Source organism: Pseudomonas sp. 2FE, assembly GCF_005503735.1.
In the GTDB taxonomy this organism is placed as follows: Bacteria; Pseudomonadota; Gammaproteobacteria; order Pseudomonadales; family Pseudomonadaceae; genus Aquipseudomonas.
The window spans coordinates 41,763-60,744 of record NZ_SCMO01000008.1 but is presented as its reverse complement, the minus strand read 5'-3'; the positions used below and the strand labels follow the sequence as shown (position 1 = coordinate 60,744).

At 61.9% G+C, this 18,982-nt stretch carries 13 protein-coding genes; 7 read left to right on the top strand and 6 right to left on the bottom strand.

Annotated features, from left to right (window positions below):
• From FFS12_RS13580 to thiO, 3 genes are read left to right on the top strand one after another with little or no spacing between them, the layout of a single operon-like run.
• The gene (locus FFS12_RS13580; protein ID WP_171011875.1) at nucleotides 1-3,456 is read left to right on the top strand and encodes a pilus assembly protein; all 3,456 of its coding nucleotides are present in this window, start codon (nucleotides 1-3) and stop codon (nucleotides 3,454-3,456) included.
• The gene (locus FFS12_RS13575; RefSeq protein ID WP_137887307.1) at nucleotides 3,453-3,869 is read left to right on the top strand and encodes a type IV pilin protein; all 417 of its coding nucleotides are present in this window, start codon (nucleotides 3,453-3,455) and stop codon (nucleotides 3,867-3,869) included. Before FFS12_RS13580 ends, FFS12_RS13575 begins: the two co-directional genes overlap by 4 nt.
• Nucleotides 3,870-3,929: 60 nt before the next feature.
• Complete coding sequence (thiO, locus tag FFS12_RS13570) at nucleotides 3,930-5,045, top strand: glycine oxidase ThiO (RefSeq protein ID WP_137887306.1); 1,116 nt, start codon at nucleotides 3,930-3,932, stop codon at nucleotides 5,043-5,045.
• A gap of 315 nt (nucleotides 5,046-5,360) precedes the next feature.
• Here thiO and FFS12_RS13565 read toward each other — a convergent pair whose 3' ends face one another.
• The 3 genes from FFS12_RS13565 to FFS12_RS13555 are packed head-to-tail and all read right to left on the bottom strand — an operon-like array spanning nucleotide 5,361 to nucleotide 8,513.
• Nucleotides 5,361-6,701 carry a sigma-54 dependent transcriptional regulator gene (locus FFS12_RS13565; RefSeq protein WP_137887305.1) on the bottom strand — a complete coding sequence of 447 codons (1,341 nt, stop codon included), beginning with the start codon at nucleotides 6,699-6,701 and terminating at the stop codon, nucleotides 5,361-5,363.
• Between the two features lie 2 nt (nucleotides 6,702-6,703).
• On the bottom strand, nucleotides 6,704-8,299 hold the full coding sequence (locus FFS12_RS13560; protein WP_137887304.1) for a PAS domain-containing sensor histidine kinase: 1,596 nt from the start codon (nucleotides 8,297-8,299) through the stop codon (nucleotides 6,704-6,706).
• Complete coding sequence (locus FFS12_RS13555) at nucleotides 8,286-8,513, bottom strand: PP0621 family protein (RefSeq protein WP_137887303.1); 228 nt, start codon at nucleotides 8,511-8,513, stop codon at nucleotides 8,286-8,288. The genes FFS12_RS13560 and FFS12_RS13555 overlap by 14 nt, the downstream gene beginning before the upstream one ends.
• Nucleotides 8,514-8,690: 177 nt before the next feature.
• Between FFS12_RS13555 and FFS12_RS13550 the strand changes: the two genes are divergently transcribed.
• A complete protein-coding gene (locus FFS12_RS13550) occupies nucleotides 8,691-10,322 on the top strand; it encodes an NAD+ synthase (RefSeq protein ID WP_137887302.1) in 1,632 nt (543 codons plus the stop codon).
• Between the two features lie 154 nt (nucleotides 10,323-10,476).
• Here FFS12_RS13550 and FFS12_RS13545 read toward each other — a convergent pair whose 3' ends face one another.
• Entirely contained in the window at nucleotides 10,477-11,493 is a 1,017-nt protein-coding gene (locus tag FFS12_RS13545; protein ID WP_137887301.1) for an outer membrane protein assembly factor BamD, read from the bottom strand.
• A 145-nt stretch (nucleotides 11,494-11,638) separates the two neighbouring features.
• On the opposite strand from FFS12_RS13545, the gene rluD reads away from it, so the two are divergent.
• From rluD to clpB, 3 genes are all read left to right on the top strand, one after another.
• Entirely contained in the window at nucleotides 11,639-12,613 is a 975-nt protein-coding gene (gene rluD, locus FFS12_RS13540) for a 23S rRNA pseudouridine(1911/1915/1917) synthase RluD (protein ID WP_171006429.1), read from the top strand.
• 10 nt (nucleotides 12,614-12,623) lie between these two features.
• Nucleotides 12,624-13,361 (top strand): peptidoglycan editing factor PgeF, encoded by a 738-nt coding sequence (pgeF, locus tag FFS12_RS13535; RefSeq protein ID WP_137887300.1) that lies wholly within the window; start codon nucleotides 12,624-12,626, stop codon nucleotides 13,359-13,361.
• Nucleotides 13,362-13,484: 123 nt separating this feature from the next.
• On the top strand, nucleotides 13,485-16,049 hold the full coding sequence (gene clpB / locus FFS12_RS13530; RefSeq protein ID WP_137887299.1) for an ATP-dependent chaperone ClpB: 2,565 nt from the start codon (nucleotides 13,485-13,487) through the stop codon (nucleotides 16,047-16,049).
• 54 nt (nucleotides 16,050-16,103) lie between these two features.
• Here clpB and FFS12_RS13525 read toward each other — a convergent pair whose 3' ends face one another.
• Together FFS12_RS13525 and FFS12_RS13520 are read right to left on the bottom strand one after the other, a co-directional pair.
• Nucleotides 16,104-16,436 (bottom strand): PilZ domain-containing protein, encoded by a 333-nt coding sequence (locus tag FFS12_RS13525; protein ID WP_137887298.1) that lies wholly within the window; start codon nucleotides 16,434-16,436, stop codon nucleotides 16,104-16,106.
• Nucleotides 16,437-16,445: 9 nt separating this feature from the next.
• Nucleotides 16,446-18,797: a DUF1631 domain-containing protein gene (locus FFS12_RS13520; RefSeq protein WP_137887297.1), complete on the bottom strand. Its 2,352-nt coding sequence runs from the start codon at nucleotides 18,795-18,797 to the stop codon at nucleotides 16,446-16,448.
• Between the last annotated feature and the right edge of the window lie 185 nt (nucleotides 18,798-18,982).

The window sequence follows — 18,982 nt, the reverse complement described above, 5'->3', positions numbered from 1 at the left end:
ATGATATCGACACTCTTGTTTGCAGGGCGGGCACTGGCTGCGGGCTTGCTGACTGCGGCGTTTAGCCATGGCGCCATGGCGGCGTTCGTGCCTTCTCAGGTGCCGTTGAATCTGGGTGGCCAGGTCGAGCCCAACATCATGTTCCTGCTAGATGACTCAGGCTCGATGCGCTGGGGCTTCATGCCAGATGAGATGAAACCGACCTATCTGGAGCGTACCGGGAGCTGGTACCAGCAGGTGGAGTGCTCGGGTAGAGGGAGTTATGCCGGCAGTAATCTGCATTTTTGCCCGAAGACTGGCCATCGCTACCTGGCTTCCAGCCACCTGAACAAGTCGTACTTTGACCCAAAGGTTAGTTATTTGCCCCCGATTAAAAGCGATGGGCAGCGATTTGCTCATGCATCCTTTGATTCGGCGTTTGTAGACGGTTACGCGGGTGGGCTGAAGGTTGCCCTCGGTAGCAATTATATGGCGATCATGGATGACTTCTTCTCGCCTAATAGCTATGAGTGCCTGAACAGGCGTTGCAGCGATGTGGCCTATTACAATGGTTTTGCCGTCGGCTCGGTAAGCGGTGGTGGTGCTGCCTTCTATTACGACTATGTCGGCGGAGGTAACTGCGCTGTTAATCCTCGACAAGACTCATGCTACGTCGAGCGGGCTGTAAGCACTGCCGAACAGCAGAACTTTGCGAACTGGTTTTCCTATTACCGTACTCGCTTGATGTCGGCCAAGGCCGGCGTAAGCCAGGCCTTCTTTGCCCAGCCTGGAGATATCCGGGTGGGTTATGGGGCTATTAACCTTACGGGGCAGACTGTCGACAGCCAGAGCACCGATACTCTGGTGCGGGGTGTGCGTCGTTTCGAAAATGCCGGCCGCAGCGAATTTTTCGACTGGCTTTTCGCCACGCAAGCTTCCGGCGGTACGCCCTTGCGCAAAGCGCTTGGTGATGCCGGCGAATATTTCAGCCGGACCGATGAGCGCGGCCCCTGGAGTTCAACCCCCGGGCAGACTGGGGGCAAGGAGTATTCCTGCCGGCAGAGCTATACCATCCTGACCACGGACGGTTACTGGAACGGTGCCGAGGCGTCTGAACCCGAGGCCCGGAAGAAAGTGGATAACCTCAATGGCCCGGACATCACTGGCCCAGATGGACAGTCTTATAAATATGTACCCAAGGCGCCTTTCAGTGATGACCACGAGAATACCCTGGCTGACGTCGCCATGTATTACTGGAAGCGTGATCTGCATGCCGACCTGGCCAACCGCGTACCGCCGGCCCCGGCGAACCCGGCCTTCTGGCAGCACATGGTGACCTTTGGCGTCGGCTTGGGCATGAGCGGTTCGGTTGATCCGGTTACGGCTTTCGAGGCGGTCAAGACCGGCGCTTCCGTCAATTGGCCCGACCCGGCCAAGAGCGAGCCGGCCAAGCTGGACGATCTGCTGCATGCTGCGGTGAATAGCCGTGGCGGCTTCTTCAGTGCACAGAATCCGCAGCAGTTCGCCACGGCGTTGAGCGATACCCTGGCTTCCATTGCCGATCGCACCGGCTCGAATACCTCGGCCGTACCCAACGCGCGTCGGCTGGACAGCAATAGCCTGGTCTACGAGGCCTTCTACACCAGTGCCGATTGGTCCGGTAAGTTGTTGGCCAAGAAGCCGATCCAGACCAGCGCCGGGATTGTCTTTGAGGAGGCCTGGGAAGCCGGGCAGAAGTTGAAGAGCGGCGCGCGCCGCCTCTATTCCCATGACGGCGCCTTGGGCGCGGGCCATGGGCTGGCGCTGAACTGGGGCAGCCTGTCGACGGGCATGCAGGCTCACTTCAACAATAATCAGGCGTTGTTCGATTACCTGATGGGCAGTCGCGTTAATGAGGCGCCAGCCGGCCTCAAGTATCGCAAGCGCTCCTCCTTGCTCGGCGATATCGTCAACTCCACCCTGGTGATTGCTAACAAGCAGGACTGGGGCTTCCATGGCCGTGTGCCCATCCCCAACAGCAATCAAACTTACTCGCAGTTTGTCGCGAGTAAGGCGAGCCACGCGCCGACCCTGTTCGTCGGTGCCAATGATGGTTTCCTGCATGCCTTCAACGCCAATACCGGGAATGAGCTTTTTGCCTATATGCCCAATGGGGTTTTGCCCAACGTCAAGGATCTGGCCAGCAGCGACTACAGGCACCGCTACTATGTCGACGGCAAGTTGCATGTGCGCGATGCCGTGCTCAATAACCAGTGGCGCAGCGTTCTGTTGGGCAGCCTGGGGGCTGGCGGCAAAACCGTCTTCGCCCTGGATGTAACCGATGCCGCGGGTACAGGCTTCGCAGCCGACAAGGTGCTCTGGGAAATCAAGGACGATGCCGATCTCGGTAATAATTTTGGCGAGCCACTGGTCGGGCGGATGAAGGATGGCAGCTGGGCCGCCATTTTTGGCAACGGCTATGGCAGCAGCAACGACGACTCGGTGCTCTTCATTGTTAACCTGGAAACCGGCGCGGTGAACAAGGTCAGGGCGGGAACCGCTACGGGTGGCCTGTCCAGCCCCTCCTTCGTTTATTCCGTGGATAGCGCTGGCAACATCTATGTGAAGGATGTTTATGCCGGTGATCTGAACGGCAATCTCTGGAAGTTCAACCTGAAGAGCAACGGCACGGGGGGTGGCGACTTTGAAGTCGGCCTCAAATCGGGGAATACACCGCAACCTTTGTATGTGGCCGCCGATGCACAGGGCAAGCGCCAGCCGATCACGGTCAAGCCGGAGATCGCCTATCACCCGAGTGGTGACGCCAGTGGTGTGCTGATCTACTTCGGCACCGGCCGCATGTACAGCTCGGGCGATGTGAGCGACCAGAGCCCCCAGACTTTCTATGGCATCTGGGATAAGAAGGCGACTAATGGTTCGTCCATCGCTTTTAGCGGGCGCTCGGCACTTGAGCAGCGCACTATTGTTTTCGAGGGCGCGGCCTTCGGGCGCAGCGTGCGGGTGTTGGATGCGCCGCAGAGCGCCGAGGGTATCGACTGGACCAGCAAGCGCGGTTGGTACCTCGACCTGCGTTCGCCGGTCAGCGGTGTACAGGGTGAACGGGTGCTCTTTGCACCGCGAATTCTGTTGAATCGCCTGGTGTTCGAAACCGCTGTCCCCTCCGCGGATCCCTGCCTGGGCGGCGGTTCCGGCTGGACCATGGTGGTCGATCTGGCGACGGGTGGGCGCTTGAGTTACGTGCTCCTGGATCTGAACAAGGATGGCAAATTCAACGAGGCGGATATGGTCAGCGTGGGCGGCCAGAAGTTGCCCCCTTCGGGGCTCGGATCCTCCGGTGGTATACCGACCGGCTCTTTCGACCTGATCGACCCGCAGAAATATTGGCTTTGCCACGGCACCGGGGTGGGAGACTGCATCCCCGCCGCCAATACGTTGGACATTCTTGAAGGTCGTCAATCCTGGAATCAGATTCGATGAGAAGCAGCAAAGCATTCACCCTGATCGAGCTGATGATTGTGCTGGCGGTGATCGGCATCCTCGCCGCGCTTGCCTATCCCAGCTACGAGGAATACGTGAGGCGGGGCAAGCGTGCCGAGGTAAAAGCCAGCTTGATGGAGGGCGCGCAAGCGCTGGAGCGCTATTACTCGACCCACAGTTCTTACCTGGATGCGGATGACAACTTTGCTGCAGTATTCGCCACTCAGTCCCCGGCTTCAGGGGTTGCCAACTACGCCCTAGCTGCACAAGGGGCGCCGACGGCGACCAGTTATCTGCTGCGCGCGACCCGCGCTAACAGCATGGTCGCTGACCCTTGCGGCGACTTCCAGATCAGCCACACCGGGGAGCACACTCTGGTTAATGCGACTCGTACAGTAGATCAGTGCTGGTAGGCGGCAACTGAGCTGACGTATAACGGGCCGCCTTTGCGGCCCGTTTGTTTTGGAGGATGTATGCGGATCTTGATGGTTGGCGGCGGCGCCATCGGCTTGTTGTCGGCGCAGTTATTGGCCGAGGCCGGTGCCGAGGTGTGCCTACTGGATCAGGGGGCGTTAGGGGGGGAGTCCTCCTGGGCCGGTGGCGGCATCGTTTCGCCACTTTATCCCTGGCGTTACGGCTCGGCGGTGACGGCGCTGGCGCATTGGTCGCAGGATTTTTACCCGCAATTGGGGGCGCGACTGCTGGGTGACACGGGTATCGATCCCGAGGTGTATGTTACCGGCCTGTATTGGCTGGATCTGGATGACGAGGCCGAGGCGCTGGCCTGGGCCGTACGAGAGGGGCGGCCGCTACATTCGGTGGATATCGACTCGGTGCATGAGGCGGTGCCGCCACTGGGGCCGGGCTTCTCCCGCGCGCTGCATATGCCGGGGGTGGCCAATGTGCGCAACCCGCGGTTGACCAAGGCGTTGCGCGAGTCGTTGTTGCGTATGTCGAACGTAACCCTGCATGAGCAGTGTGCGGTTAGCGGCTTTATTCGTGAGGGTGAGCGAGTCTGTGGCGTGCACACGGCGCAGGGTGATTTTCGCGCGGATCGGGTGGTGGTCGCAGCTGGGGCCTGGAGTGGTGAGCTGCTGGCCAGTCTGGGTATCGAGTTACCGGTCGAGCCGGTGAAGGGGCAGATGATCCTCTACAAGTGTGCCGAGGACTTTCTGCCCTGCATGGTGCTGGCCAAAGGGCGTTATGCCATTCCGCGCAAGGATGGGCACATCCTGATTGGCAGCACCTTGGAGCATGCCGGATTTGATAAGACGCCCACCGAGCAGGCTCTGGAAAGCCTCAAGGCGTCGGCCGTCGAGTTGCTGCCAGCCTTGGCTGAGGCTGAGCCGGTTGGGCATTGGGCCGGTTTGCGCCCTGGCTCACCGGAGGGCATTCCCTTTATCGGGCCGGTGCCTGGTTTTGCCGGGCTTTGGTTGAATTGCGGGCATTACCGCAATGGGTTGGTCTTGGCTCCGGCATCCTGCCAGTTGTTGGCGGACTTGATGCTGGGGCGGGAGCCGATTGTCGACCCTGCACCTTATGCGCCGGAGAAACGGATTGCTTTACCCTCCTGCCCAGCCTCGCTCTGAGGGTTTTTTGTAGGAGCGGATTTATCCGCGAAGCCGAGTTCGAAAATGGCGCCGATCTCACGGAAGAAAGCCTGCGTAGCTTTTGTGGGAGGGCTTCAGCCGCTACAGCCGCGCTGGTCGGAAGGCCTCATCGCGGATAAATCCGCTCCTACAGGGGGGCGTGTCCGGCCTGCGAAATGGCTGCGGGGCTTGTGTAGGAGCGGATTTATCCGCGAAGCCGAGTTCGAAAATGGCTTACTGAAATCAGGCCAACCCTTTGATGCCCGACTGGCTCTTGCTCACTGAGGGGGAAGACGGTATCTACAGGTGAAGGGCTCAATCGACGCCCAGCTTCTTCAGCCGGTAGCGTAGTGAGCGAAACGTCAGGCCCAGGCGTTGCGCCGCGGCCGTGCGGTTCCAGCGGGTTTCTTCCAGGGCCTGCATGATCAGCTTGCGTTCGAGGTTTTCCAGGTAGTCTTCGAGGTTGTCGATTTGCGCCAGGCTGGCTTCGCCGGCATCGGCGGGGCCGGCGGTGTCCGCCAGGCGTAGATCGCTGACCTGGATCTGGTCATCTTCGCAGAGGGTGTAGGCACGCTCCAGCATGTTCTCAAGCTCGCGGACGTTACCGGGGAAGCGGTAGTTCTTCAGCTTTTCTAAGGCGTCGGCGTCGAGCTTGGCGGCGGCCAGGCCAGTGCCTTCGGCCAGGCGTTTGAGCATGGCTTCGGTCAACTGGGCGATATCTTCGCGGCGCTCGCGCAGTGGCGGTACGCGCAACTCGATCACGTTCAGACGGTAGTAGAGATCCTGGCGGAAGCGTCCGGCGGCGACTTCGGCGGCGAGATCCTTGTGGGTGGCGCAGAGAATGCGTACGTCCACCACCAGCTCTTGTTGACCGCCGACTGCGCGCACGGCCTTCTCCTGAATGGCGCGCAGCAACTTGACCTGCATCGGCAGTGGCAGATCGGCGACTTCGTCGAGAAACAGGGTGCCGCCGTTGGCGGCTTGGAACAACCCTTGTTTGTCCTCGATGGCGCCGCTGAAGCTGCCTTTCTTGTGGCCGAAGAACTCGCTTTCCATCAGTTCCGAGGGGATCGCGCCGCAGTTCACCGGCACGAACGGTTGCTCGATGCGTGGCCCCTGTTCGTGGATCAGGCGCGCGACCAGTTCCTTGCCGCTACCGGATTCGCCACTGATATACACCGGTGCCTGGCTGCGGGCGAGTTTGTGGATCTGTTTGCGCAGGGCGCGCATGGGTGGCGAGTCACCGAGCAGGCGGCTGTCTACCGGCAGCTCTTCGCCGGCCGGGGCGCGCAGGCGCAGGGCCGTGGCCACCAGTTCGCGCAGGCGGCCAAGGTCTACCGGCTTGGTCAGGAAATCGAAAGCGCCGGCTTTGAGGGCGTTGATCGCGGTGTCCAGGCTGCCGTAGGCGGTGATCATCGCCACCGGCACCTGCGGATGGCGCTGGAGGATATGTTGCACCAGCTCCAGGCCGGTGCCATCCGGCAGACGCATGTCGGTCAGGCATAGGTCGAAGGGTTCGCGGGCCAGCCACTCGCGGGCCTCCTTGACGTTGCGCGCGCTACGGGTGTCGAGCTTCATCCGGCCTAGGGTGATTTCCAGGAGTTCGCGGATATCGGGCTCGTCGTCGACGATCAGGGCTCTCTGCCGTGCGGTCATGGTTAGCTCAGTTTGCGCGGGTGGGCGAAGGTGATGCGGAAGCAGCTGCCGCCGACTTCACGGGTTTTGTAGTCGAGGCGGGCTTGGTTGCTTTCGCACAGCTCACGGGAAATATACAGGCCCAGTCCGGTGCCTTTGTTTTCCGTGGTGTAGAAGGGCTCGAAGATATGTTGCAGCTGCTCGGGCGGCACGCCGAGGCCATTATCCAGCACCTCGAGCACGGGCAGGTCGCTGGCTTCGTCGCGAAATAGCCTGAGCCAGACCTGGCCCTGTTTGTGCTGTAGCGCGCTGTAGCGCAAGCCGTTTTGTACCAGGTTAGTCAGGACTTGGGTCAGTTGATGCGGATCCATGCGGGTCTGGATGGTGCTGCCGGTGGTTTCCAGATGCAGGAGCTGATTCGCGGTGGTAGAGCCGCGAAATTCGCTGGCAAAACGGTGCAGCCAGTATTTCAAGTCCAGCAGCTGGGGCTCGGCTTGGCGGCGGCGCGAGAGCTGTAGGACGTTTTCGATGACCAGATTCATGCGCCGCGAGTGATCCTGGATGATCTGCGCCAGTCGCTGGTCTGGTCCTTTCAGGGCTTCGGATTCTTGCAGCAGTTGCGCGGCGTGGCTGATGGCGCCGAGTGGGTTGCGGATCTCGTGGGCGATGCCGGCAGTCAGGCGGCCGAGCGAGGCGAGCTTGAGCTGTTGCGCTTGTTGGGCGATTTGCGAGAGGTCATCGAGAAACACCAGCGTGTGACGTTGCTCGCCGCGCTGCAGGGGGACGAAGCTGGGTTGCAAGACCGGGCCGTCGGGGAGCGCTTGTAGGCTAGCGGGGCGCAGAGTCGGGTTATGCAGCCACTGTTGCAGGCGTTTAACCAGTTCGGGGCAAAGCGGATCGAGAATTTCCCCGGCCAGTTCGTTGCGCCCCAGCAGGCTCAACGCGCCCTGGTTGGCCAGCAGCACGTGATGCTGGGTATTCAGTACCAGGATGCCGGTGCGCATACGTTGCAGAATCTGCGCGTTGAGTGCTTCCAGATTGGCGACATCGGCGGCGCGCTGTTCGGCCAGGCTTTCGCTGACATGCAGGCGACGGGTCAGCCCCTGAACAAAGAGTGCGGCGGCAAAGCACAGCGCGCCGAGCGCGCCCGCTTGCACATATTGCGCGGCGGCGGCCGGATTGTGCAGGCTGAGATAGAAGGTCAGATAGATCAGGCCAATGGCCGCGACTGCGGCGATCAGCAGGCCGATCCGCCCGCGCAGCAGGATGTTGGCGATGGCGACCGCGACTATCAGCAGGTTGCCAATCCCGCTGGGCGTGCCGCCGGCCGCGTAGAACAGCCCCGCGAGCAGGATGACATCGACCAGGGCCAGGCTGAAGACTTGCAGCAGGTGTTGGGGCCGGCGCACCAGCAGCGCGAACAGGCTATTCAGGCCCAGATAGAGCCAGCTGCCATAGCGGAACAGCCGGTCATTGGTGAGGTCGAGCAGCTGATCGTCCAGGTTGCTGGAAATCAACAGTACCAGAGCCAGGCCAATGACCAGTCGGTAGAGGTGGTAGAGCCGCAGAATCCGTAGGCCCTGCTGGCCGCTCAGTGCCAGTGCTTCAGCGCTCACCATGCTGGGCACCTTGCTCGAGGTGGGCCTGGCAGCAGAACCACTGCTGGTTCTGCTGGAGGGCGTGCCCGCGCGGCACATGCACGCCGCAATGGGCGCAGCGAACCATGGGCGTAGCCTCATCCGCTTTCGGGCTGGGGCGGGCGGGGCGATTGAAGCGGCGCCATAGCCAGAAGGCGACAGAGATCAATGCGATCCAGAACAGCAGGCGGCCCATAATGTGCTCTTCTTTTATAGAGGCTGGCAGTTTAGCCAAGGACGCCGCGCCAGCACAGTCGTCAAGTCGCATGCTGTGCGTTGTTTCCGCTAGGGCCGATGCGGGAGAATGACAGACTGTAGCGTGCACTTGTCCAAGGGATGAGGGGTGCGTGCAACTTTATCTGTGGAGGCGGTGATGAGCCAAACCCTGCGGGTCGTAATGGCCCAGCTGAATCTGCGAGTTGGCGATGTACACGGCAATGTTGAGCGCATCATCGAGGCCGCCTGTAGCGCCCGCGATCAGTGGCAAGCGGATGTCATCGTGTTTCCGGAATTGGCCCTGTGCGGCTATCCGCCGGAAGATTTGTTGCTGCGCTCGAGCATGCAGCGACGGATCGAGCAGGGCCTGCAGCGCCTGAAAGACGAGGTGCGCGGTATTTATCTGGTGGTGGGCTACCCCTGGCTGGATGGCGAGCAGCGCTACAACGCCTGCGCCGCGATCGCCGACGGCGAGTTGCTGGCGACTTACTACAAACAGAAGCTGCCGAATTATCGGGTGTTCGACGAGAAACGCTATTTCGCCCCCGGTAACGAGGTCTGCGTGTTGGAGATCAAAGGCATTCCGCTGGCGCTGACGATCTGTGAGGACATTTGGTTTGCCGAACCGGTGGTGCAGGCGCGGGCTGCCGGCGCCAAGCTGATGCTCAGCCTGAATGCCTCACCCTTCCACCTGGACAAGCAGCGCGAGCGTGAGGAAGTGTTGGCTGAGCGGGTTGGCGAGGGCGGCATGCCGATTGTCTATGTCAACCAGGTTGGCGGTCAGGATGAGCTGGTGTTCGACGGCGGCAGCTGCGTCATGACTGCCGAGGGGCGAATCAGTCAGCGCGCGCCGGCCTTCAGTGAGGGGCTGTATCCGGTCGACCTCAGCTTCGATGGCGAGCAAGTGACGCCACGGCCTGCCAGTTGTGCGCCGCTGCCGGAACTGGAGGCCAGCGTCTATCGGGCGCTGGTCATGGGCGTGCGCGACTATGTGCAGAAAAACGGCTTCAAGGGTGTCATCCTGGGCTTGTCCGGCGGTATCGACTCGGCTCTGACCCTGGCGGTGGCGGTCGACGCCCTCGGGGCCGAACGGGTCGAGGCGGTGATGATGCCGTATCGCTACACCGCGCAAATCAGCCTGGAAGATGCCGAAGCCGAGGCGAAAGCACTGGCGGTAACTTATCGCGTCTTGCCGATAGCCCCAATGGTCGAGGCCTTTATGGGCACGCTGGCGCCGGTCTTTGAAGGGCTGGCGCGCGACACCACCGAAGAGAATCTACAGGCCCGTTGCCGCGGCACCCTGCTGATGGCGATCTCTAACAAGAAGGGCTATCTGGTGCTGACCACCGGTAACAAGAGCGAGATGGCGGTGGGCTATGCGACCCTCTATGGCGACATGGCCGGCGGCTTCGATGTGCTCAAGGATGTGCCGAAGACCCTGGTGTTCCGCCTCTGCGAATACCGCAACACGCTCGGTGCGGTGATCCCGCAGCGGGTCATCGACCGTCCGCCGTCTGCCGAGCTGGCGCCCGATCAGAAGGATGAGGACTCGCTACCGGCCTATCCGGTGCTCGACGAGATCTTGAAGCTGTATGTCGAGTACGACCTGTCGGCCAATGCCATCATCGCCGAGGGCTTCGACGAGGACACGGTCAACCGCGTGCTGCGCTTGGTCGATCTGAACGAGTACAAGCGCCGGCAGGCGGCAGTGGGCGTGCGGGTGACTCAGCGCGGCTTCGGCCGCGACCGGCGTTATCCGATCACCTCGGGCTGGCGGCTGGGCGACTGAGCTTGGAGCTGCTTTGTAGGGCGGGTTAGCCGCGCAGCGGCGTAACCCGCCAACGCTGCCGCAGGCAGCGCCACGTACCGGCTAACCCACCCTACGAATAAAGCAAAACAAAAAAGGGAGGCCGATGGCCTCCCTTTTTTGTTCTTCGCCTATCTCAATCGAACAGGCCGAAGGTCATATAGCTGAACCAGGAGCGGTCGTCATTGTTGCCTTCCGCCTGGTGTTCTTCTTCCTGCGCCTCGCCCTGGTTTTCCGGTTGCAGCTCGTCCGGGATCTCTTCCTGGGCATCTTCGTACTGCTTGATCACGTCCTGGCTGGCGCGGGTTTCGCCCGGTGGTAGCGGAGCGTCGCTTTCGATCAGGCCGAGGGTGGCTTTGCTCAGCCAGGAGCGATTGTCGGCTTCCTCTTCCTGCGCTACGAACTGGCCGTCGACCAGGCTTGGGTGATCCGGGTAATTCAGCTTCAGGGTTTCCAGGCTGGTCGCGGCGAGCTCGTTCAGGGCCAGGCGCTGGTAGGCCTCGGTCATGATTGCCAGGCCATCGCCGACGGCGGGAGTTTCCTGGAAGTTCTCGACCACATAGCGGCCACGGTTGGCGGCGGCGACATAGGCCTGACGTGTCAGGTAGTAGTGGCCAACGTGTATTTCGTAGGCGGCTAGCAGGTTGCGCAGGTAAATCATGCGCTGCTTGGCGTCTGGCGCGTAGCGGCTATTCGGGTAGCGGCTGGTGAGCTGGGCGAACTCGTTGAAGGAGTCACGGGCCGCGCCCGGATCACGCTTGGTCATGTCCAGCGGTAGAAAGCGCGCCAGCAGGCCACGATCCTGGTCGAAGGCGGCCAGGCCTTTCAGGTAATAGGCGTAATCGACGTTGGCATGCTGCGGGTGCAGGCGGATAAAGCGCTCGGCGGCGGACTTGGCGGCCTCCGGCTCTATGTTTTTGTAGTAGGCGTAGATCAGTTCCAACTGTGCCTGCTCGGCATAGCGACCGAACGGATAGCGCGACTCAAGTGCCTTCAGCTTGCTGACTGCGCTGGTGTAGCTTTTATTGTCCAGATCGGCCTGTGCCTGCTGGTACAGCTCGGCCTCACTCAGGTTCTCATCGACTACATCATTGGAAGAACAAGCGACGTTGAGTGCGAGAATGGCGATCAGCAGCAGGTGTTTCACTTGCATGGCGGCTTGCGTCCCTGTGACGGCTGGCTGTCTTGGGCAGAGCCGTCCTGTTATGATGGGCGCCCCGGTTCCCCGGGACAAAGACGCCGTATTTAACCACAAGCGCGTAGCCGAAACCAAAGGCTGCGCCGCGCCGTTACCGAGCATGCCTCCAATTATTAAACAAGCGATTCAACTGCGCGCCGAGGTGCCGTCCGAACTGGGCGGGCAACGTCTCGATCAAGTCGCCGCACAACTCTTCGCCGAGCACTCTCGTTCGCGCCTTTCCGCCTGGATCAAAGACGGCTGCCTGACGGTCGACGGTGCCGTGTTGCGCCCGCGGGATATCGTGCATGGCGGCAGCGTGCTGGAGCTGGAAGCTGAGCAGGAAGCCCAAGGTGAATGGATCGCCCAGGACATTGAGCTGGATATCGTCTACGAAGACGACCAGTTGCTGGTGCTGAACAAGCCGGCGGGCCTGGTCGTACACCCGGCGGCCGGGCATCAGGACGGCACGCTGCTGAACGCGTTGCTGCACCACATCCCCGAGCTGATCAACGTGCCGCGCGCCGGCATCGTCCATCGATTGGACAAGGACACCACCGGTCTGATGGTCGTGGCGAAGACGCTGCAAGCGCAGACCAATCTGGTCGATCAGCTGCAGAAACGTTCGGTCAGTCGGATCTACGAATGCATCGTGATCGGGGTGATCACCGCGGGTGGCAAGATTGACGCGCCGATCGGGCGGCACGGTCAGCAGCGCCAGCGCATGGCGGTGATGGAGGGCGGCAAGCAAGCCATCAGTCATTACCGTGTGCTAGAGCGCTTCCGCTCGCATACCCACACCCGGGTCAAGCTGGAAACCGGGCGGACCCATCAGATTCGTGTGCACATGGCCCATGTGAACTTCCCCCTGGTCGGCGATCCGGCCTACGGCGGGCGTTTTCGCATTCCGCCGGCCGCGAGCCCGACCATGGTTCAGGCGCTGAAGGACTTCCCACGCCAGGCCCTGCACGCGCGCTTCCTGGAGCTGGATCACCCGGTCACCGGCCAGCGCATGAAGTGGGAGTCACCCTTGCCGGATGACTTCGTCTGGCTGCTGACGCTGCTGCGTCAGGACCGCGAAGCCTTTGTCGGCTGAGTGCTGCTGAGTGAGCGCCTGGGCGAGCGACTGGCTGACACCGGACTGGCCTGCGCCAGCCCGGGTCAAGGCCTGCGTCACCACCCGCACGGGTGGTGTCAGCGCGGCCCCTTTCGATACCTTCAACCTCGGCGATCACGTCGAGGACGATCCCGCCGCCGTGGCAGAAAACCGTCAGCGTCTGGCTGCGCGACTGGGTTGCCAGCCCGCCTGGTTGCGTCAGGTGCATGGGATTGGCGTGGCGAAGGCCGATCCGCGTTTGGTCGCTGAAGCCGATGCCAGTTGGACGGCCACACCTGGCGTCGCCTGTACTGCAATGACTGCCGATTGTCTGCCGGTGCTATTTTGCGACCGAGCCGGCAGTCGTGTGGCGGCAGCGCATGCCGGCTGGCGTGGGTTGGTCGGCGGGGTGCTGGAGGCGACGCTGGATAGGTTGGCGCTGCCGGCCGAAGAGGTGTTGGTTTGGCTTGGCCCGGCGATTGGCCCGCAGGCCTTCGAAGTCGGCGCGGAAGTCCGTGAGGCTTTTGTCGCGGTTCATCCGCAAACCGCGGCAGCGTTCCTCCCGAGTCGGAATTCCGGGCGCTTTATGGCGGACATCTATGCCTTGGCGCGTCTGCGGCTGGCGGCGCGTGGCGTCACCGCGGTGTATGGCGGCGGCTTCTGTACCCACAGCGATCCACGCTTCTATTCCTACCGGCGCAGCGCGCGCACCGGCCGTTTCGCCAGCCTGATCTGGCTGGCCGACTGATCTGGATCAACGCCGCCTGGCTTGAATCTCGCACAATCGACCTCATCTAGACTGGTATCTCGGCAGGCTTTCGTCAGAGGCACGCTCATCGCGCCGGCCTGCTCTTAAAGGAAGGATGACGCTATGCGAATTGACCGTTTAACCAGCAAGCTGCAACTGGCGCTGTCCGATGCCCAGTCCGGCGCGGTCGGCCTCGATCACGCGGCGATCGAGCCGCTGCACCTGATGCAGGCCTTGCTCGAACAGCAGGGTGGTTCGATCAAGCCGCTGCTAATGCAGGTTGGCTTCGATGTGAACAGCCTGCGCCAGGCGCTGACCCAGTCGCTCGACCAACTGCCGAAAATCCAGAGTCCGACCGGCGATGTGAACCTGTCGCAGGACTTGGTCCGCCTGCTCAATCAGGCGGATCGCCTGTCGCAGCAGAAAGGCGATCAATTTATCTCCAGCGAGCTGGTGCTGCTCGCCGCGCTGGACGAGAACACCAAGCTCGGCAAGCTGCTGCTCGGCCAGGGCGTGAGCAAGAAGGCCCTGGAGAACGCGGTAAACAACCTGCGCGGCGGCGATGCGGTGAATGACCCGAACGTCGAGGAAGCGCGTCAGGCGCTGGATAAATACACCATCGATCTGACCAAACGGGCCGAAGAGGGCAAGCTCGACCCGGTGATCGGCCGCGATGACGAAATTCGCCGGACCATTCAGGTGCTGCAGCGGCGGACCAAGAACAACCCGGTGTTGATCGGTGAGCCAGGCGTCGGCAAAACCGCGATCGCCGAGGGGCTGGCGCAACGCATCGTCAACGGTGAAGTGCCGGATGGTCTGAAAGACAAGCGCCTGCTCTCGCTCGACATGGGCGCGCTGATCGCCGGCGCCAAGTACCGCGGTGAATTCGAGGAGCGCCTGAAGGCGGTGCTCAATGAACTGTCTAAGCAGGAAGGGCGGATCATTCTGTTTATCGACGAGCTGCACACCATGGTCGGCGCGGGCAAGGCCGAGGGGGCGATGGACGCCGGTAACATGCTCAAACCCTCGTTGGCGCGTGGCGAGCTGCACTGCGTCGGCGCCACCACGCTGGATGAGTACCGCCAGTTCATCGAAAAGGATGCGGCCCTGGAGCGGCGCTTCCAGAAGGTGCTGGTGGATGAGCCCAGCGAGGAGGACACCATCGCCATCCTGCGCGGTCTCAAGGAGCGCTACGAGGTGCACCACCGGGTGGCGATTACCGACGGGGCGATCATCGCGGCGGCGAAGTTGAGCCACCGCTACATCACCGACCGCCAACTGCCGGACAAGGCCATCGATCTGATCGACGAGGCTGCCAGTCGGATTCGCATGGAGATCGACTCCAAGCCGGAGGTGCTGGACCGCCTCGAGCGCCGGCTGATTCAGCTGAAGGTCGAGCGTGAAGCGTTGAAGAAGGAGGACGATGAGGCGGCGCTCAAACGCTTGGAAAAGCTGAAGGAGGAAATCGCTCGGCTGGAGCGTGAGTATGCCGATCTGGAAGACATCTGGAAGTCGGAGAAGGCCGAAGTCCAGGGCACGGCGCAGATCCAGCAGAAGATCGAACAGGCGCGCCAAGAGCTAGAAACTGCCCGGCGCAAGAGCGACCTGGAGCGGATGGCTAAGTTGCAGTACAGCATCATCCCCGACCTCGAACGCAGCCTGCAGATGGTCGGTCAGCACGCTAAGGCGGAAAACCAGTTGCTGCGCAGCAAGGTCACCGAGGAGGAGGTCGCCGAGGTTGTCTCCAAATGGACCGGTATTCCGGTGTCGAAGATGCTAGAAGGCGAGCGCGACAAACTGCTGAAAATGGAAGGCTTGCTGCATCAGCGGGTGATCGGACAGAACGAAGCCGTGACCGCGGTGGCTAACGCCGTGCGCCGCTCGCGTGCCGGGCTGTCCGACCCGAATCGGCCGAGTGGTTCGTTCCTCTTCCTTGGCCCCACTGGGGTCGGTAAGACCGAGTTGTGCAAGGCGCTGGCCGAGTTCCTCTTCGATACCGAAGAGGCGCTGGTGCGGATCGACATGTCCGAGTTTATGGAGAAACACTCGGTGGCGCGCTTGATCGGTGCGCCGCCGGGCTATGTGGGTTATGAGGAAGGTGGCTACCTGACCGAGGCGGTGCGCCGTAAGCCGTACTCCGTAGTGCTGCTGGATGAGGTGGAGAAGGCGCACCCGGATGTGTTCAACGTGCTCTTGCAGGTGCTGGAAGATGGCCGCCTGACCGACAGCCATGGGCGTACCGTGGATTTTCGCAACACGGTGATCGTGATGACGTCCAATCTGGGTTCGGTGCAGATTCAGGAGTTGGTCGGTGATCGTGAGGCGCAGCGTGCCGCAGTGATGGATGCGGTGAGTACGCATTTCCGCCCGGAGTTCGTCAATCGGATCGATGAGCTGGTGGTGTTCGAGCCACTGGCGCGGGAGCAGATCGCCGGTATTGCCGAGATCCAGCTGGGGCGCCTGCGTAAGCGCCTGGTTGAGCGCGAGCTGAATCTGCAGCTGAGTAGCGAGGCGCTGGATAAGCTGATCGCCATTGGCTACGACCCGGTATATGGCGCGCGGCCGTTGAAGCGCGCGATCCAGCGCTGGATCGAGAACCCGCTGGCGCAGCTGATTCTGGCCGGCAAGTTCGCCCCTGGGGCGAGCGTCACGGGTACGGTTGAGGGTGACGAGATCGTCTTCGCCTAAGACCGCTGTGCAAGCGATCAAAAGCCCTGCAGTGCAGGGCTTTTTTGTCGACGCTCAGAGGTGTCGAAGCAGCACCTCCAGCGCGGCGACCTGATCTTCCGCCAGGTCGATGATATGAAAACCGGCCCAGGAGTGCTGGCCGTCCGCGCCGGGGCGGCTCCACAGGCAGTCAACGCCGAGCTTAACCTCGCTGACCCCCTCTACCGCCTGCGCCGCTACCAGGCGGCATTCGAGCAGGGCGTCGGCCACCTGCGGGCGGTCACTGAACAACATGAAGCCATCGGCGGAGAGGTCGACCACGCGGCCGAGGCGTTTTTCGGTATGCAGGTCGAAGACTTCCAGCTGCAGCTCGGGTCTGTGGCGGCTGTGCTGACGACGATCTTCCATTGCGGCTCCTTAAGTGGGGTCTGCTGTGCGGCCGGAAAAACGCTGCAGCACGCGGTAGATGGCTGTGAGAGCGCGATCCACCAGGGGCGCGCCGCGTTCATGGGGGACGATGCGCGCCAAGCCCTGCTCCATCTCACTGGCCAGCAGCGTAAGGGGTTTGATCGCCACACGTTGGCCGCTGTGATCGACGAACATATAGTTGTGCGTGGTTGGACTGAACCAGGACAGCTTGAGCGTGCGAACCTGTTCTCCCTCTGTAAACTCAAACCAGGTGCCGAACTCGATCTGCGTCAGTTCCTTGGCCAGCATCTGTGCCCGTGGCGACAGGCCAGAGGCGCGTGGCGCTGTGCTGGCGAGCGCGGCATCCTCACCGAGCATGGCGCCCAGCGGGCTTTCCGACAGGATGGGCTTGAGTTGGGCGGCGACCTGCGGCTGTTTCGCCTGCACCGCATGCTGGCAGGCGACGATATCTTGCAGCAGACGGCGGATGCCGTCTTCATGATAACCGCCGAGTAGCTCCAGACCTTTACGCAGGTCGTCCAGCAGGGCCACGCGCAACCCTTGCAAGCGCTCACGGCCAGCGGCATTCAGCGGGGTACTACTCCAGGCCAGCTGTTCGGCTACTTCGCCCGCGCGCTGCCATTCGGCGCTGCGTTCGCCGTGCCGGAGCAGCACGAACACCAGCGTGTCGGCCCAGGTCAGCTCAAGGAAGTTGCGGATGAGGGCGGGGGGCTCGCGACCGGCCAGGGTGCGGTCGATTACCTCGACCGCCTGTTGGCGGGCACCGAGTAGTTTGTCGCGGCCTTTGGCCGCGTCCACGGCGCGGCGCTCACGCAGTTCGACCTTGTGCTGGAGGTTGCTGGCGTATTCGTTGAACTCTTCGAGCAGGCTTTCGAACAGCAGCAGATCACCGCTGAAACCCTGAATTACCCGCTCGACCACCCACTGCACTTTCGCCAGCAGGCCGCGTTCGTCGCCCTCGCCGCCATACAGCACACAGGCTTGGGCCATGGCGTTGAGCAGGCGGCGGGCCGGGTGGTGATGTTGGGTGAACAGGGCTTTGTCCTGTAGCGCGACCTTCAGGTAAGGGGTGTGCAGATGGGAGAGGGCGGTCTTGCAGTTGTCCGGCAGGCTGTCGTCGTCGAGGATGAAGTCGAACAGCATCCCCACCAGGTCAATGACATCGGCTTCCTGATCGGAGAGTTTCTGTTGGCCGGGCAGGCTGCTGTGGGTCTCCAATTGTTGCTGCAGATCGACCTTGAGTTCTTCTACCTGTTGTGGGTGTTGTAGGCGCTGCGAAAGGTCGTGGGCCGACTGTTGTTGCAGGCGATTGAGGGCATCCAGCAGCTCATTGGCACTATAGGTGCGAGTTGCACCGCGCGGGGCGAAGCTGGCGATGCTGCGGGTGCCGCCAAGCAGTGGGGCGTCCACATCGTGCTGGCGGCGCTCGCGGTGCTCGCCGAGCAGGGCCGCCAAGCCGCTGAACAGGGCGCCAGGATCGTTCGGGGGGCTAAGGTCGAGTGGCGCCGCCACGGGAGCCGCCCCACTGCTGGTGGCGGCAGGAGGCTGGCTGCTCGGGCGGATGCCGTCAGTCGACGCCGCGACATTAGGCTCAGGGGCGGCTGAGGGTGACGGTCGCGTGCTGCTGGTCGCACGTTGCGCGCTGTATTTCAGGTTGGGCAGCACGCCGGCGTCGATCAGCCGCTGATTCATCGCGTCATAGAGCCGGTCGAGGCTCTGCATGACGTGGCGGTCGAACAGCATGTAGAGGATGGTTTTGATCTGCGCCGGGAAGGGGAAGGGCGCCAGTGCTTCACGGAAGGCCTGGGCGATGGCCTGGGGGCCGAAAGGATTGCTGTCTTCGCCGAGTTTCTGCCCGTTGTTCAGCACTGCCAGGCGCTGCTCCAAGGCAAATAGCGGTTGAGCGCAGCGCGCTTTGACTCGGCTGACCATATTGGTGACTTGCAGGCTTTCCTCGTAATCCTCGTTCTGTACCAGCGACAGTTGTTCGGCCGTCAGTTCTTCTGGTGGGGCCTGGGCTTTTAGCGTGCCGTCGAGAAAGTTCGAGAAATTTTGCGCCACGCGTTGGTGGTAGGCGCGCTCGATTTGTGGACGCTGCTTGCGGATTTCGCGCATGTTGTCGAAAAACAGCGTCTGCACCTGATTGTTTTCGGCCTTCTCCGCACACTCGAAGAGCGTGTCATCGACCTGGCCAAAGACCCCGGAGATGTGCTCGGCCAGGCGGTTCATGGCGAGCTTGCGGCACCCCTGCACTAATTCACCAAAGCGTGGCTGAATGCCACGGCTGGCCAATGTCTGGAACACTTTGGGGGGGGTGGGTGGTGTGTCCTGGTTACTCATGGACTGTCCTGGTTTAAGCCTGGTGGCTGGTGCGTCCTGCTGCGAATCTTAAGGAAACGTATAGCAGTCCATCACGCAGCTGCAAAGCATTGTCTTAAAAGCTATTTAAGGGGTTGACAGCGTCGCCTAGAACCGTAAAATGGCGCGCCTCTGATACGGGAAACGGATAACACCTAAGCCGTAAA

Coding starts and splice junctions, on each gene's coding strand:
- FFS12_RS13580 (WP_171011875.1), top strand. CDS start 1: ATGATATCGACACTCTTGTTTGCAGGGCGGGCACTGGCTGCGGGCTTG.
- FFS12_RS13575 (WP_137887307.1), top strand. CDS start 3,453: ATGAGAAGCAGCAAAGCATTCACCCTGATCGAGCTGATGATTGTGCTG.
- thiO (WP_137887306.1), top strand. CDS start 3,930: ATGCGGATCTTGATGGTTGGCGGCGGCGCCATCGGCTTGTTGTCGGCG.
- FFS12_RS13565 (WP_137887305.1), bottom strand. CDS start 6,701: ATGACCGCACGGCAGAGAGCCCTGATCGTCGACGACGAGCCCGATATC.
- FFS12_RS13560 (WP_137887304.1), bottom strand. CDS start 8,299: ATGGTGAGCGCTGAAGCACTGGCACTGAGCGGCCAGCAGGGCCTACGG.
- FFS12_RS13555 (WP_137887303.1), bottom strand. CDS start 8,513: ATGGGCCGCCTGCTGTTCTGGATCGCATTGATCTCTGTCGCCTTCTGG.
- FFS12_RS13550 (WP_137887302.1), top strand. CDS start 8,691: ATGAGCCAAACCCTGCGGGTCGTAATGGCCCAGCTGAATCTGCGAGTT.
- FFS12_RS13545 (WP_137887301.1), bottom strand. CDS start 11,493: ATGCAAGTGAAACACCTGCTGCTGATCGCCATTCTCGCACTCAACGTC.
- rluD (WP_171006429.1), top strand. CDS start 11,639: ATGCCTCCAATTATTAAACAAGCGATTCAACTGCGCGCCGAGGTGCCG.
- clpB (WP_137887299.1), top strand. CDS start 13,485: ATGCGAATTGACCGTTTAACCAGCAAGCTGCAACTGGCGCTGTCCGAT.
- FFS12_RS13525 (WP_137887298.1), bottom strand. CDS start 16,436: ATGGAAGATCGTCGTCAGCACAGCCGCCACAGACCCGAGCTGCAGCTG.
- FFS12_RS13520 (WP_137887297.1), bottom strand. CDS start 18,797: ATGAGTAACCAGGACACACCACCCACCCCCCCCAAAGTGTTCCAGACA.